This is a genomic window from Burkholderia sp. Ax-1720, from assembly GCF_011753035.1.
Lineage (GTDB): Bacteria > Pseudomonadota > Gammaproteobacteria > Burkholderiales > Burkholderiaceae > Burkholderia > Burkholderia gladioli.
On the sequence record NZ_VWWK01000165.1, the window covers coordinates 1 to 15,295 of the forward strand.

The window sequence follows — 15,295 nt, forward strand, 5'->3', positions numbered from 1 at the left end:
CCGCGCAACGAGCCGGCCGAGGCGCCCCGCCAGCAGCGCGAGGCGGCGCCCCAGGCGCGCGAGGCCTTCCAGCAGCAGCATGAGGTGCATGCGCCGCCGCAGCAGCGCGAGGCGCCGCGCCCGGCTGCGCAGCCTCGGCCGGCCGAGCATGCGCAACATGAGCCCGAGCAGCACGCGGCACCGCATCCGCAGGAACACGAAAGGCAGCAGCACCGCTGATCGCGTCGCCGCCCGCCAACCAAAAAAAGCTGCCGGCGCGATGCCGGCGGCTCCTTGGCTCAATCGAAATCGAACATGTCGAACAGCGAGCGTTTCTTGCGATAAGGCTGCGGGTGCCCGGAGCGAGGCTCGTCGCGCCGGTACCGATGATCGTCATGGCGCGCCTCGCGCTGCCGCTCGAATTCGCGCTCGTCGTGCCCGCGCGTGTTCGACGAGGCCGGTGCCCTGGCCTGCTCCTCGCCATCGAGCGCGATCAGCTTGTCGAGCTCGCCGCGATCGAGCCACACGCCGCGACAGCTCGGGCAGTAGTCGATCTCGATCGAGCGGCGCTCGGCGATCAGCAGGTCCGGGGTCTTGCAGACGGGGCATTTCATCTTGCTGGCTCCTTGAACGGCTTGAAGATGGAGCCAGCATAAGGATCTGGCCGATTCGAAAAAACCTGTATCCGACGAAATTCGACTGCGGTTTTTTCGAACCTTTATGCCCCGACTCAGAAATTGAACTGGTCGATATTGCCCGCATCGAAGGTGGTCGGCGGCCCGAGCACCACCTCGCCGTTCTTGCCGATGCTGCGCCGCCCCAGCTTGCCGGCCTCGAAGGATTCGCCCTCCTTGCCGCTGATGTTGCCCGAGGCGAGATTGGCGGCGGCATAGGCGGCCAGGTAGCCGAGCTGGCCCGGATCCCACAGCTGGAACGCCTTGACCGTGCCGTTCTTGACGAAGGCGCGCATCTGGTTCGGCGTGCCGAGGCCGGTCACGGCGACGCGGCCCTTGCTCGACGAGGTGGAGATATAACGCGCCGCCGCCACGATCCCCACCGAGGTGGGCGCCACGATCGCCTTCAGGTTCGGATAGGCCTGCAGCAGCCCTTGGGTCTCGACGAAGGACTTCTGGTCGTCGTCGTTGCCGTAGGCGATCTTGACCAGCTTCAGCTTCGCGTATTCGGGCTTCTTCAGTTCCTCCTGCATCCAGTGGATCCAGGTGTTCTGGTTGGTCGCGTTGGGCGTGGCCGAGAGGATCGCGAACTCGCCCTCGCCGCCGGTCAGCTTGGCCACCAGCTGGATCTGCCCGCGCCCGATGCTTTCCGCGTTGGCCTGGTTGACGAAGATCTGCCGGCCGTCGGGCGCCGTGTCGGAGTCGAAGGTCACCACCTTCACGCCTTGCGACATGGCCCGCTTCAGGTAGGGCACCAGCGCGTTGGCGTCGTTGGCGGCGATCACGATCGCGTCCTGCCGCTGGGTGGTCAGCGTGTTGATGTACTGCACCTGCGAGGACGCGCCCGCGTCCGAGGGGCCCACCACCTTGCCCTGCCCCTTCAGCTCCTTGATCGCGGCCAGGCCGCCGTCGTCGGCGATCACCTCGTAGGGGTTGTTGATCTGCTTGGGCACGAAGGCGATCTTGAGGCCCTCCTTGACGCCGGCCGCGGTGGCCGCCGGCGCGGCGAGCGCAGACAGCGCGGTAAGCGCGACCAGCAGCGCGCCGGCGGCCGCGCGCGCGGCCGGATTGGGGAATCGATGCATGCTTGTCTCCAGGTTGGGCCGAAGCGAGCGTCCGGCCGTGTTGATATGCAGGGGTTCGAGCTGCCGCGCGATGCCTGCCGCGCGGCACGAAGGGGGAGCCGCCCGGCTTCAGGACGCCCGCATGCGCCGCCGCAGCCGGCGCGCCTGCCAGGCGCCGAGCAGGTTCGGGATCAGCACCGAGGACAGCAGCAGCACGCCGGTGACGATGGTGAGCGCCTCGCTCGACACGTCCACCAGGGTCAGCGCGTTCTTCAGCACGCCGACGATCAGCAGCGACAGCAGCACGCCATACAGCGAGCCGCGCCCGCCGAAGATGCTCACGCCGCCGAACAGCACGGCCGCGATCACGGCCAGCTCGAAACCCTCGCCGTTGTCGCCGCGCGCGCTGGTGAAGCGCAGCGTGTAGACCACCCCGGCCAGCGCGCTCATCAGGCCCGACATCACGAACAGGCGCAGCTTGATGCGCGCCACGGCGATGCCCGAGAAGGTGGCGGCGGCGGGATTCGCGCCGATCGCGTAGAGGCTGCGGCCGAAGGCGCTGGCCTGCAGCAGCACCGTGAACAGCAGCGCCGCCGCCATCACGATCAGGAACGGCAGGGGCAGGAAGCTGCCGCCCAGGTTGTCCATGCCGAAGGCCGTGTAGGCGGGCGGGAAATCGGCGATCGCCTGGTCGCCGAGCAGCACGTAGGCCAGGCCGCGGAACAGCGCGAGCGTGCCGATCGTCACCGCCAGCGAGGGCAGCCGGAAGCGCACGATCACCCAGCCGTTGACGAGCCCGGCCAGGATGCCGGCCGCCAGCACCAGCGCGATCACCAGCGGCATCGGCAGGCCCAGGTGCCAGAGCACGCCCATCAGCGCGCTGGCGGCGCCCAGGATCGAGGCCACCGACAGGTCGATCTCGCCGGTCACGATGATCAGGGTCATGCTCAGCGCCATCAGCGAGATCTCGCCGATGTCGAGCAGGATGTTGGCGAGGTTCGCGCTCTCCAGGAACACCGGCGAGAGCACCCGCCCCAGCACCAGCGAGGCGGCCAGGATCAGCACCAGCAGCCCCTCCCAGCCGAGGGCCGCGCGCCGGCGCGCGGCACGGATCGGTTCAGCCATGGTCGCGTTTCCTCATCATGCGCTTGGCCACCGAGCGGGCCAGCAGCGTGTCGGCCGTCACGGCGGCGACGATCAGCGCGCCCTCGATCGCCTGTTCCCAGAACGGCGAGACATGCAGCACGGCCAGCGCGATATTGATCACGCCGAGCACCAGCGCGCCCAGCGCGGCGCCGAGGATGGTGCCCACCCCGCCGTTGATCGCCACGCTGCCCACCACCGCGGCGGCCACCACCTGCAGCTCGATGCCCTTGCCGGTGCTGGCGTCGGCGGTACCGAAGCGCGCCAGCCACAGCGCGCCGGCCAGCCCCGCCAGCGCGCCCGAGATCAGGAAGCCGGCCATCACGCGGCGCTCGACGCGGATCCCGGCCAGCCGCGCGGCCTCGGGGTTCGAGCCGATCGCGTAGTGCTCGCGGCCGGCCCGGTAGCGCTTCAGGTAGAGCGACAGGCCCGCCAGCAGCAGCGCGGTGAGCAGCACCAGCACCGGCACGCCGAGCAGCGAGCCGGTGGCCAGCCGCGAATAGGCGTCGGGCAGGTTCGAAGCGTTGATCTGGCCGCCGTGCACCCAGGCGTAGTCGGCGCCGCGCAGGATGTAGAGCATCGACAGCGTGGCGACCAGCGAGGGCACCCGCCCGAAGGCCACCAGCAGGCCGTTGAGGCCGCCGGCGGCGAGCCCGATGGCGAGGCCGGCGGCCAGCGCGAGCGGCACCGGCAACTGCGGGAAGGCCACGTAGAGGCTGCCCACGCCGTAGGCGCCCAGCCCCACCACCGAGCCGACCGACAGGTCGATATGGCGCATCAGCATCACGATCGTCATGCCGGCCGTCAGCAGGCCGACGATCGACACGTTCAGCAGCACGTCGCGCAGGTTCTGCAGATTGAGGAACTGCGGACGCGCCAGCGCGGTGCCGCCCACCAGCAACAGCAGCACCACGAACAGCGTGGTCTCGCGGCTGCGGGCGATGGCGGCGGCCAGCGCCGCGAGCGGGTGCCGGCCCGGCGCCTCGGCGCGATTCATGGCAGGGGTTCCGGTGGTCATGCGGCGCGCTCCAGGGAGGGGTCGCGCCCGCCGAGCGCGGCGCGCATGATGCGCTCCTCGTCGGCCTCGGCGCGCGGGATATCGGCGCGGATCCGCCCTTCGTGCATCACCAGCACGCGGTCGGCCATGCCCAGCACCTCCGGCAGCTCGCTGGAGATCATCAGCACCGCCATGCCCTCGCGCACCAGCTCGGCCAGCGCGGCATAGACCTCGGCCTTTGCGCCCACGTCGATGCCGCGCGTGGGTTCGTCGATGATCAGCACCGCGGGCCCGGTGGCCAGCCACTTGCCGAGCACCACCTTCTGCTGGTTGCCGCCCGACAGCGTGCCCACCGGCAGCCGCAGGTCGCCGGCCTTCAGGCGCAGCCTGGCGCCCCAGTCGGCGGCCAGCGCCAGCTCGCGCGCGGCCGATACCAGCCCGAAGCGCGCCAGGCGCCCCAGCACCGTCATCGAGGCATTGCGCGCGATGCTCAGCTCCAGCGCCAGGCCCTGCTCGCGGCGATCCTCGGGCACCATCGCCAGGCCCGCGCGCACCGCGCGGCCGGGGTCGCCCGGCGCGAGCCGTCGGCCCGCCACCACGATCTCGCCGGCATCGAGCGGATCGATGCCGAACACGGCGCGCGCCACCTCGCTGCGCCCCGCGCCCACCAGCCCGGCCAGCGCGACGATCTCGCCCGCGTGCACCTCGAAGGACACGTCCTTGAACACGCCCAGGCGCGTGAGCCCGCGCACCGCCAGGCGCACCGCGCCGCGCTCGACCTCGGCCTTCGGGTAGAAGCTGGCCAGGTCGCGACCCACCATGGTGGCGACGATGCGCGCGGTGTCCAGCTCGGCGGTGGGCGCATCCAGCACCTTGGCGCCGTCGCGCATGATGGTGACGTGCCGGCTCAGCGCGAACACTTCCTCGAGCCGGTGCGTGATGAACAGCACCGCCGCGCCGCGCTCGCAGAGCGTGCGCACGATCGCGAACAGGCGCTCGACCTCGGGCCGAGAGAGCGCCGCGGTCGGCTCGTCCATCACCAGCACGCCGGCTTCCAGCGACAGCGCCTTGGCGATCTCGATCACCTGCTGGTCGGCGATCGAGAGCCCGCGCACCGGCTGCCGCGGCTTCAGGTTCACGCCCAGCGAGGCGAGCAGCGCCGCCACCTGGCGTTCCATCGCCGCGCTGTCGATGCGCCCGAGCCGGTCCAGCGGCTGCCGCCCCATGTAGATGTTCTCGGCGATCGACAGGTCGAAGAACAGCGTGGGCTCCTGGTAGATCACCGCGATGCCGGCCTCGCGCGCCGCCGAGGGCGAGGCGAAGCGCCGGGCCACGCCGTCCACGCGCAGCTCGCCGGCATCGGGCGCGTGCACGCCGGCCAGGATCTTCACCAGGGTCGATTTGCCGGCGCCGTTCTCGCCGAGCAGCGCATGCACCTCGCCCGCGCGCAGCACCAGCTCGCCGCCGGTCAGCGCGCGCACCGCGCCGAAGGACTTGCTGGCGCCGCGCAGTTCGAGGCGCGGCGGCGGGGCCGCCTGTACCGGTGTCGCCAAGATCGTCTCCTTGTTGGTGTTGCCGATGAGGCTTGGGGCCGGCGCGGGTCGCTCGATGCGCGCGGCGCGGCCTTCGATCCGGATCCCTCAGATCCGGTAGATGCGTTCGGCGTTGGCCGCGAACAACTGCCGCCGCTCGCTCTCGCTCACGCCGCCGACGATGCGCGCATAGGCATGCCAGAGCGCCTGGTAGCCGCCGAACAGGCGATCCACCGGGAAGTTCGAGGCGAACATCGCGCGCGCCACGCCGAAGGTGTCGATCGCCTCGAGCACGTAGGGGCGCAGGCTCTCGACGCTCCAGTCGTGATCGAACATCGCGAAGCCGCTCAGCTTGACCGACACGTTCGGGCAGGCCGCCAGCTCGCGCAGCCCCTCGCGCCAGGCGCGATAGCCGGCCGGCGTATCGCGGTCGACGAACATGCCGGCGTGGTTCAGCACGATCGCGATCTCCGGATGCTCGCGCGCGAGCCGCGCCGCCTCGGGCATCTGCGAGGGATACAGCTGCAGGTCGAAGGACAGGCCGTGGCGGCCGAGCAGCGCGAACTGCCGCCGCCAGGCGGGATCGTGCAGGTAGTGGCGATCGACGTAGTTGTAGAGCGGCCTGGCGTGGACGTTGAGGATCTGGCGGATGCCGCGCGTGTTGGCGTGCCCGGCATGCGCGGCCAGGGTCGCCTCGAGGTCGGGCGCGCACAGGTCGGCCGCGGCCACGATGCCGTTCGGCAGGCCATGGCCGGCGCCTTCGCTGGCGGCCAGCGACTGCAGCCAACGCGTCTCGTCGACGGGCCGCGCCGGATCGTAGTTGGCCTCGACATGCACCACCTTCGCGATCTCGATCTCGCCGGCCTCGCGCAGCAGGTCCGCCGGCAGGTAGTCGTGCGCGAGCTCGCGCGCGTCGCCGACGAAGGAGACGCCCGGTTTCGCCAGCCACGGATAGTCGCCGCCGCCGGGCCGCCAGAAATGCACATGCGGATCGACCACTCGCATCCTCGCTCTCCTCGCGCTCAGGGCAGATGGAACATCGGTTCGAGCGGCACCTGCACGGGCGAGCCGTCGGGCCCGGTCTGCATGATGTCGGCCATGAAATCCCACCATTTGCGCATCACGGGCTCGGCCGGCAGCGTCGCCATGCGATGGCCCTCCTCGCGCGTGAGCACGGCGAACAGGTGGTCGGTGGTCTCGTCGAGAAAGATCCGGTAATCGCGGATGCCGGCCTCGCGCAGCAGCGCGGCCAGCTCGGGCCAGATCTCGCGGTGGCGGCGCGCGTATTCCTCGCGCTGCCCCGGATCGAGCTTCATCCGGAAGGCGATCGTCTCCATGATCCTGTCTGTCTCCCTCGTTGTCGTATCGGCGGGCGCTGCCTCGGCGGCGCCCCGTCCCACGGGATGCAGCGACTATAAACGGCTCGCGATAGCCAACCAATCCGTTATCATCATTGGGCGATCCAGAAAACGAATCACCTGCCCATGACCCTGCACACCACCGCGCTGTCGCTCGTCAACCGGCTCAAGTTCAAGCATCTCGCCCTGCTGGTGGCGCTCGACGATTGCCGCAACGTGCACCAGGCGGCCAGCGAGATCAACGTCGCGCAGCCCAGCGCGAGCCGCATGCTCGGCGACATCGAGGACGCCTTCGGCTTTCGCCTGTTCGACAGGAATGCGAAAGGCATGGCGCCCACCGCGCTGGGCCAGGCGGTGCTGGCCTATGCGCGGCGCGCGCTGTCGGACCTCACGCGCTTCGCCGAGGATCTCGACGTGAAGCGCCGCGGCGGCCACGGCCAGTTGACGGTGGGCGCGATCATGGGCGCCGCGCCCGACGTGCTGGCGCTGGCGGTGGCCTCGCTGAAGACGGTGCGCCCGCTGCTGAACGTGCGCATCCTCGGCGAGACCAGCGACCAGATCGTGCAACTGCTGTATCGGCGCGAGGTCGATCTCGCGCTCGGGCGCCTCACCAATGCGCTGCAGCACAACGATTTCCACTTCGAACCGATCGCCTCCGAAACCCTGGTGCTGGTCACGCGCGCCCAGCATCCGCTGGCCGCGCGCGGCGAGCTGACCCTGGCCGAGGCCGCCGAGTGGCCCTGGGTGGCGCAGCCCGTCACCAGCCCGGCGCGGGTGCTGCTGGAGAACGAATTCGCGCGGGCGCGCCTGGCCACGCCGGCCAACCTGACCGAATGCGGCTCGATCTTCGCCACCCTGCAACTGGTGGAGACTTTCGATGCGATCGCGATGCTGCCCGAATCGGTGGTGCGCGACCACGTCAAGGCCCGCCTGCTGGTGGCGCTGCCGCTCGAGATCGGCAAGCGCCTGCCCGGCTACGGCATCCTCACGCGCCGCGACGAGCCGCTGTCGGAGGCGGCCGAATACTTCGTCGGCCTGCTGCGGCGCTTCTCCGATCCCGCCGTCGACATCCCGCCCCCGGACACGCCCGTGATCGTCACTGAAGGTTGACGAACAGGCCGCCGTCCACCAGCAGGGCCGCGCCCGTCACGTAGCGCGCGCGATCCGAGGCCAGGAACACCACGCAGTCGGCCACCTCCTCCGGCGCGCCCAGGCGGCCGAGCGGAATCCGCTTCTCCATGCCGGCGCGCTTTTCCGCGTCGGCCAGGTCCTCGGCGTTGAGGTCGGTGGCGATGGTGCCCGGCATCACCGAATTGCAGCGGATCCCGTAAGGCCCCAGCGCGATCGCGCAGGACTGCATCAGCGAATGCACGCCCGCCTTGGTGGGCGTGTAGTGGGTCTGCATCCCGCCGCCCACCAGCGCGCTGATCGAGCTGGTGGCGACGATCGCGCCGCCCGTGCCCTGCTCGCGCATCTGCCGCGCCACCGCCTGGGTGACGTAGAAGGCGCCGTTCAGGTTCACGCCGACGGTGCGCTCCAGCACCGCCGGCGGCATGTCGAGGAAGGCGTGGAACGGGCAGATGCCGGCATTGCTCGCCAGCACGTCGACGCGGCCGAAGCTGCGCACCGCCTGGCGTACCAGCTCGGCGCCGGTGCCCGGCTGGGCGACGTTGCCCTCCACCGCGATGGCGCGGCGCCCGAGCCTGCCGATCTCGCCGATCACCTCGTCGACGGCCGTGCCGCGTCCGTAGGAAGCGTCGTTGTCGCCCCAGTAATTGATCACCACGTCGGCGCCCTCGCGCGCGCTCGCCAACGCGATCGCGCGGCCGATCCCGCGCGAGCCGCCCGTCACGATCACCACCTTGTCTTTCAGCAGCACCTCGCCCTCCTGGTTCCCGGTTGTGCGCAGCGCGTGGGCCGGCCACGGCACGCGGCACACGGCTCGCGCCGGCCGCCGCGCGGCGCTGCGTCCGTCGATGCGCCGCGGGCCATCGCCCCCGCGCGGCCCAATATAGGGTCGCCGCCCGGGCGCCGACAATCCGCAATCGGCATCGCGCGATCCGCGTTCCGGATCGCCTTCCCGGCTCGGCGCCTCGCATCGATCCGGAAATCGCATCGCGGGCGCCGATTTTGGTATTGGTCACGCATCGCCGCCGTGATTACAGTGCTGCATGCCCTGGGCACCGGCCGAGGCACGACGCACGGCCGACAAGACACGACAGACACGGAGACATGGATGGACGACCCGGCAATCCTGCTCGGCCAGGCGGTGCGGCGCGTCACGCGCCGGCTGCTGCCGTTCCTGCTGCTGATGTACGTGATGGCCTTCCTCGATCGCGCCAACCTCGGTTTCGCCAAATCCCAGTTCCAGCTCGACACGGGCCTGTCCGACGCGGCCTACGCGTTCGGCGCCGGCATCTTCTTCATCGGCTACGCGCTGGTGGAGGTGCCCAGCAACCTGATGCTGGAACGCTTCGGCGCGCGGCTGTGGATGTGCCGGATCATGGTGAGCTGGGGGCTGGTGTCGGCCGCCACCGCCTTCGTGCGCGGCGAGACCGCCTTCTACCTGCTGCGCTTCCTGCTCGGCGTGGCCGAGGCGGGCTTCTTCCCCGGCGTGATCCTCTACCTGGGCTACTGGTTTCCGCAGCGCTCGCGCGGCAAGGCGCTGGGCCTGTTCTATTTCGGCGCGCCGATCGCCTTCGTGCTCGGCTCGCCGCTCTCGGGGCTGCTGCTCGAGCTGCACGGCGCGGCCGGCCTGCGCGGCTGGCAATGGCTGTTCCTGGTGGAGGGGCTGCTGGCCAGCCTGGTGGGCGTGGCCGCCTGGTTCCGGCTCGACGACCGCCCGCGCGACGCGCGCTGGCTGCCGCCCGCGCAGCGCGAACTGCTGGCCGCCACGCTGGAAGCCGAGGATCGCCTCAAGCGCGAGCACGGCCCGGCCTCGGTCGGCCGGGCCCTGGCCGATCGCCGCGTGCTCGGCTTCGGCGCGATCTACCTGCTGATCCAGATGAGCGTCTATGGCGTGGTGTTCTACCTGCCGAGCCAGGTGGCGAGCCTGATGGGGCGCCAGCTCGGCTTCACGGTCGGGCTGGTGGCCGCGCTGCCCTGGCTGTGCGCGCTGCTGGCCGCCTACTGGGTACCCGTCCAGGCGGACCGCCACGGCCGGCACCGCGCGATCGCGGCGGCCACCCTGGCGATCAGCGCGGCCGGCATCGCCGCCTCGGTGGCCAGTTCGCAGCCGGTGCTCTCGCTCGTCGCGCTGTGCTTCGCGGCGGCCGGCTTCATCGCCGTGCAGCCGGTGTTCTGGGTGCTGCCCGCGGCCAGCCTGACGGGCAGCGCGGCCGCGGCCGGCTTCGGCCTGATCAACTCGTTCGGCGCGCTGGGCGGCTTCGTCGCGCCGAACCTCAAGCAGGCGGCCGAAACCGCCTTCCATTCGCCGTCGGCGGGGCTCTACACGCTGGCGGCCACCACCCTCGCGGCCGCGCTGCTGATCGCGCGCGCCCCGGGCGCGGCCGGCGGCGAGCGCCATGCGCAGCCGCGCCACTCGTCTTCCTAGCCTCGTCATTCCGGAGGAACACCATGTCGGTACCGACCATCAAGCAGATTCGCGCCTACACGCTTCGCGGCGGCGGCGCGGACTATCACGACCAGGGCGACGGCCACTGGATCGACGACCACATCGCCACGCCGATGGCCCGCTATCCCGAGTACCGCGCGAGCCGCCGCAGCTTCGGCATCAACGTGCTGGGCACCCTGGTGGTGGAGGTCGAGGCCAGCGACGGCACGGTCGGCTTCGCCGTCACCACCGGCGGGGAGCCGGCCGCCTTTATCGTCGAGAAGCACCTGGCGCGCTTCGTGGAAGGCGCCAAGGTGACCGACATCGAGAAGATCTGGGACCAGATGTATTTCGGCACGCTCTACTACGGGCGCAAGGGGCTGGTGGTCAATACCATCTCGGGCGTGGACCTGGCGCTGTGGGACCTGCTCGGCAAGATCCGCGACGAACCCGTGCACCAGTTGCTCGGCGGCGCGGTGCGCGACGAGCTGCAGTTCTACGCCACCGGCGCGCGCCCCGACCTGGCCAAGGAGATGGGCTTCATCGGCGGGAAGATGCCGCTGCACCACGGCCCGGCCGAGGGCGAGGAAGGGCTGCGCCGCAACCTGGAGGAACTGGCCGAGATGCGCGAGCGCGTCGGCCCCGATTTCTGGCTGATGTGGGACTGCTGGATGAGCCTCGACCTCAACTACGCCACGCGCCTCGCGCACGCGGCCCGGCCTTACGGGCTCAAGTGGATCGAGGAGGCGCTGCCGCCCGACGATTACTGGGGTTACGCGGCGCTGCGAAAGGCCGTGCCGCCCGGCATGCTGGTCAATACCGGCGAGCACGAGGCGACCCGCTGGGGCTTCCGGATGCTGCTCGAGATGGGCTGCTGCGACGTGCTGCAGCCCGACGTGGGCTGGTGCGGCGGCGTCACCGAGCTGATCAAGATCTCGGCGCTGGCCGACGCGCACGGCGCGCTGGTGGTGCCGCACGGCTCCTCGGTCTACAGCTATCACTTCGTGATCACGCGCCACAACAGCCCGTTCTCGGAGTTCCTGATGATGGCGCCGAAGGCCGACCAGGTGGTGCCGATGTTCCACCCGCAACTGCTCGACGAGCCGGTGCCGGAACGCGGCCGGATGCGCGCCTCGGCGCTCGACAAGCCGGGCTTCGGGGTGCGCCTGAACCCCGATTGCAAGCTCGAGCGGCCCTACACGCACTGAGGCTCGCACCGAACGCCCCATGACTTCTTCCGGAGACGAACCGATGGACCCGCTCGACAACCCATTCAAGCGCGCGCTGGCCGACCACACGCCGCAACTGGGCACCTGGAACAGCTTCGCCAGCAGCTACACCACCGAGATCATCGCGCAGAGCGGCTACGACTGGATGCTGGTGGACGGCGAGCACGCGCCGAACGCGGTGGACAGCATCCTGCGGCAGTTGCAGGCGCTCGCGCCCTATCGCACGCGGCCCGTGGTGCGCACGGTCGACCACGATCCGGCGCGCATCAAGCAACTGCTCGACATCGGCGCCACCACGCTGATGGTGCCGATGGTGGAAAGCGCCGGGCAGGCCGCCGCGCTGGTGCGCGCGATGCGCTATCCGCCGGGCGGTTTCCGCGGCATCGGCGGGGCGCTCACGCGCGCCACGCGCTGGGGGCGCGTGAGCGACTATCTCGCGCGCGCCGAGGCGGCGCTGTGCCTGACCGTGCAGATCGAATCGCGCGCCGGGCTCGACAAGGTGGCGGCCATCGCCGCCACCGAGGGTGTGCATGGCCTGTTCGTCGGGCCGGCCGACCTGTCCTGCGCGCTCGGCCATCCCGACGACGCGGGCCATCCCGAGGTGCAGCAGGCGATCCGCCACATCATCGAGACGGCACGCGCGGCCGGCAAGGCGGCCGGCATCCTCGCGCCGGCCGAGGACGCCGCGCGCCGCTACCTCGGCTGGGGCGCCAGCTTCGTGGCGGTGGCGATCGACATCGTGCTGCTGCGCGAGGCGCTCGACGCGGCGCTGGCGCGTTTTCGCGACCCGGCCGCCGCCGCGGGCCCCGCCGCATCGGGCGCATACTGAGCCCCGCATCGCGCATCGCGCATCGCACCGCATTGCACTGCATTGCACCACCCCCGACATCCGACGCATCCCGATCCCAGCCAGGAGACGAGCATGTCCAGCACCCCGACGCAGTACCAGCAATACATCGACGGCGAATTCATCGCCTCGTCCGAGCATTTCGAGGTCCGCAACCCCGCCACCGGCGCCCTGCTCTCGCACGCGCCGGTCGCCACCGAGGCCGACCTGGCCCGCGCCGTCGAGGCCGCGCGGCGCGCGCAGCCGGCCTGGGCGGCGCGGCCCGCGATCGAGCGCGCGCGCCTGCTGCACGAGCTGGCCGACCTGCTGCGCGCCGACGTGGCGCGGCTGGCCGACGGCATCGTCAACGAGGGCGGCAAGATTCGCGCGCTGGCCGAGGTCGAGGTCAACTTCACGGCCGACTACCTGGACTACATGGCCGAGTGGGCGCGCCGCATCGAGGGCGAGATCATCCCCAGCGACCGCGCCGGCGAGACCCTGCTGCTGTTCCGCAAGCCGATGGGCGTGGTGGCCGGCATCCTGCCCTGGAACTTCCCGTTCTTCCTGATCGCCCGCAAGATGGCGCCGGCCCTGGTGACGGGCAACTGCATCGTGATCAAGCCCAGCGAGGAGACGCCGAACAACTGCTTCGAGTTCGCCAGGCTGGTGGCCAAGACCGCCCTGCCGCGCGGCGTGTTCAACGTGGTGAGCGGCAAGGGCGATGTCGGCGCGAAGCTGAGCGCGCATGCCGGCGTCGACATGATCAGCTTCACCGGCAGCGTGGCGACCGGCCAGCGCATCATGGCCGCGGCCGCCCACAACCTCACCAAGCTGAACCTGGAGCTGGGCGGCAAGGCGCCGGCCATCGTGCTGGCCGATGCCGACCTCGACCTCGCTGTCACGGCGATCCGCAATTCGCGCGTGATCAATACCGGGCAGGTCTGCAACTGCGCGGAGCGCGTCTACGTCGAGCGCAAGGTGGCCGATGCCTTCATCGAGCGCATCAGCGAGGCGATGCGCGTGACGCGCTACGGCGATCCGGTGGCCGACGCGAGCGTGGAGATGGGCCCGCTGATCAACCAGGGTGGGCTCGACAAGGTGGCCGCCAAGGTGGCGAAGGCCGTCGAGCAAGGCGGCACGGTGGTGACGGGCGGCAAGCGCGCCGACCTGGGCCGCGGCTTCCACTATGAGCCGACCGTGATCGCGGGCTGCCGCCAGGACATGGCGATCATGCGCGAGGAGATCTTCGGGCCGGTGCTGCCGATCCAGATCGTCGACGACCTCGACGAGGCGATCGCGCTGGCCAACGACTGCGAATACGGCCTCACTTCCTCGGTCTATACCGCCAACCTGAACCGGGCGATGCACGCGATCCGCGGGCTGTCGTTCGGCGAGACCTATGTGAACCGCGAGAACTTCGAGGCGATGCAGGGTTTCCACGCCGGGGTGCGCAAGAGCGGCATCGGCGGCGCGGACGGCAAGCATGGCGTGTATGAGTACACGCATACGCAGGCGGTGTATCTGCAGGCTTGATCGGCAGGATCGCCGGGCGGGCACGCGCGAACGATCAGGCGTGCCCGCCCGGCGCGCGGCCCGTCAGGACCCGCGCCTGCGGCGCGACCAGCGCATCCCGGCGATCAGCACGACGATGGCCGCGATGCCGGCGATCGCGGCAGTCGCCGCGGCCGGCGCGTAGGACAACAGCGAAGGCGGCCCGCCCTTGCGCAGCACGGCGACCCGTTCGGCGCTCACGCTCACTGCCGGGTTGCCGTATTGCTGCATCACGAAGCTCGCGAGCGTGGCGACCTGCGCGTCACTCAGTTCATCGGCGAAGCCGGGCATCAGGCGCTCCCTGCCCTGCGTCGAGATATGCAGGCCGTCGAGGATCACCATCACCAGGTTGTCGGCGTTGTCGCGACCCAGCACCGAGTTGTGGGTCAGCGACGGGAAGGCCTCGTCCGGCGTGCCGTCGCCGCGCGACTGGTGGCAGCTCGCGCAGTTCGCGCTGTACAACTGCGCGCCGCTGTTCAGCGCGACGTAACCGGGGCCGGGCCGACCGAAGCCGATGCCGGGATTGTCGGCGCGCAGGGCGGCCTCGTAATCCTGGCCGTTGCCGCCGTAGTCGTAGGCCGCGCGCGTATCCTTCGGGTTCCGGACCGGCGGCGAATCCTTGAGGTAGGTGGCGATCGCAGCGAGGTCCTCGGCGCTCAGGTATTGCAGGCTCTTCTCGACCGCCTCGGCCATGCCGCCGGCCGCCTGGCCCTTGCCGGCCACCGCCCCGGTGCGCAGGTACTGCACCAACTCCGCGTGCGTCCAGCCACCGATGCCGCTGACCGGATCGGAGGTGATGTTGGGCGCCCGCCAGGCCCCAACCTGCCCGCCGGACAGTTCCAGGCCGGGCTTTTCCCCCATCGCCGTGTTGCGCGGCGTGTGGCAGGCGTCGCAATGCCCGAGCGTCTGGACCAGGTAGCGGCCGCGGTTCCACTCCGCGCTCTTGCCCTCGACTGGCGCGCCCGGCCGGCCGCTGGCGAACAGCAGGTTCCAGCCGCCCATCAGCCAGCGCTGGTTGAACGGAAAACCGAGCCGCGTTTCCGGCGATGCGACGTCCACCTGCTCGACGCCGTGCATGAAGTAGGCGTAAAGCGCCGTCACGTCGGCATCGCTGATGCCCGCGTAGGACGGATAGGGCATGGCCGGATACAGATGCGTGCCGTCGGCGCGCACGCCCTCGCGCAGCGCGCGGGCGAATTGCGCCTGCGTGTAGGCGCCGATCCCGCCGCGCACCGAGGGGGTGATGTTGCTCGACCAGATCTGCCCGAACGGCGAATCGATCGGCAGGCCGCCCGCCATCGGCTTGCCGCCCGGCGCGGTATGGCAGGCGGCGCAGTCGCCCGCCCGGGCGAGATAGGCGCCGCGCGCGAGCAGCTCGGCCGAAGGCGG

General features: G+C 70.7%; 15 protein-coding genes. 5 read left to right on the top strand and 10 right to left on the bottom strand.

Annotated features, from left to right (window positions below):
* The 8 genes from F3J18_RS29710 to rhaM form a co-directional block, all read right to left on the bottom strand.
* On the bottom strand, positions 1-213 hold a 213-nt coding region (locus tag F3J18_RS29710), incomplete at its 3' end, for a hypothetical protein (RefSeq protein ID WP_166915721.1).
* Positions 214-278: 65 nt separating this feature from the next.
* Positions 279-593 (bottom strand): zf-TFIIB domain-containing protein, encoded by a 315-nt coding sequence (locus F3J18_RS29715; RefSeq protein WP_025100130.1) that lies wholly within the window; start codon positions 591-593, stop codon positions 279-281.
* Positions 594-709: 116 nt separating this feature from the next.
* Positions 710-1,738, bottom strand: a complete 1,029-nt coding sequence (rhaS, locus tag F3J18_RS29720; protein ID WP_166915723.1) for a rhamnose ABC transporter substrate-binding protein — start codon at positions 1,736-1,738, stop codon at positions 710-712.
* A gap of 108 nt (positions 1,739-1,846) precedes the next feature.
* Positions 1,847-2,842: an ABC transporter permease gene (locus F3J18_RS29725; protein WP_166915725.1), complete on the bottom strand. Its 996-nt coding sequence runs from the start codon at positions 2,840-2,842 to the stop codon at positions 1,847-1,849.
* Entirely contained in the window at positions 2,835-3,857 is a 1,023-nt protein-coding gene (locus F3J18_RS29730) for an ABC transporter permease (protein ID WP_051598340.1), read from the bottom strand. Before F3J18_RS29730 ends, F3J18_RS29725 begins: the two co-directional genes overlap by 8 nt.
* 17 nt (positions 3,858-3,874) lie before the next feature.
* Positions 3,875-5,410: a sugar ABC transporter ATP-binding protein gene (locus F3J18_RS29735; RefSeq protein WP_166915727.1), complete on the bottom strand. Its 1,536-nt coding sequence runs from the start codon at positions 5,408-5,410 to the stop codon at positions 3,875-3,877.
* Between the two features lie 87 nt (positions 5,411-5,497).
* A complete protein-coding gene (locus tag F3J18_RS29740) occupies positions 5,498-6,394 on the bottom strand; it encodes an amidohydrolase family protein (protein ID WP_166915729.1) in 897 nt (298 codons plus the stop codon).
* Positions 6,395-6,411: 17 nt separating this feature from the next.
* Positions 6,412-6,726: an L-rhamnose mutarotase gene (rhaM, locus tag F3J18_RS29745; RefSeq protein ID WP_166915731.1), complete on the bottom strand. Its 315-nt coding sequence runs from the start codon at positions 6,724-6,726 to the stop codon at positions 6,412-6,414.
* Between the two features lie 147 nt (positions 6,727-6,873).
* Between rhaM and F3J18_RS29750 the strand changes: the two genes are divergently transcribed.
* Entirely contained in the window at positions 6,874-7,857 is a 984-nt protein-coding gene (locus F3J18_RS29750; protein ID WP_025100137.1) for a LysR family transcriptional regulator, read from the top strand.
* On the opposite strand, the gene F3J18_RS29755 is transcribed toward F3J18_RS29750, so the two are convergent.
* Entirely contained in the window at positions 7,844-8,626 is a 783-nt protein-coding gene (locus F3J18_RS29755) for an SDR family NAD(P)-dependent oxidoreductase (protein WP_166915733.1), read from the bottom strand. The two genes, F3J18_RS29750 and F3J18_RS29755, sit on opposite strands and share 14 nt — an antisense overlap.
* A 357-nt stretch (positions 8,627-8,983) precedes the next feature.
* On the opposite strand from F3J18_RS29755, the gene F3J18_RS29760 reads away from it, so the two are divergent.
* The 4 genes from F3J18_RS29760 to aldA all read left to right on the top strand — a co-directional run bounded on the left by F3J18_RS29760 (position 8,984) and on the right by aldA (position 13,888).
* A complete protein-coding gene (locus F3J18_RS29760; RefSeq protein WP_166915735.1) occupies positions 8,984-10,300 on the top strand; it encodes an MFS transporter in 1,317 nt (438 codons plus the stop codon).
* Positions 10,301-10,323: 23 nt separating this feature from the next.
* A complete protein-coding gene (rhmD, locus tag F3J18_RS29765; protein ID WP_025100140.1) occupies positions 10,324-11,508 on the top strand; it encodes an L-rhamnonate dehydratase in 1,185 nt (394 codons plus the stop codon).
* 19 nt (positions 11,509-11,527) lie between these two features.
* Positions 11,528-12,358 carry an HpcH/HpaI aldolase/citrate lyase family protein gene (locus F3J18_RS29770; protein WP_275691669.1) on the top strand — a complete coding sequence of 277 codons (831 nt, stop codon included), beginning with the start codon at positions 11,528-11,530 and terminating at the stop codon, positions 12,356-12,358.
* A gap of 93 nt (positions 12,359-12,451) precedes the next feature.
* Positions 12,452-13,888, top strand: a complete 1,437-nt coding sequence (gene aldA, locus F3J18_RS29775; RefSeq protein WP_166915737.1) for an aldehyde dehydrogenase — start codon at positions 12,452-12,454, stop codon at positions 13,886-13,888.
* Between the two features lie 63 nt (positions 13,889-13,951).
* Here aldA and F3J18_RS29780 read toward each other — a convergent pair.
* The coding region (locus tag F3J18_RS29780; protein ID WP_166915739.1) for a cytochrome c at positions 13,952-15,295 on the bottom strand (1,344 nt) is incomplete at its 5' end.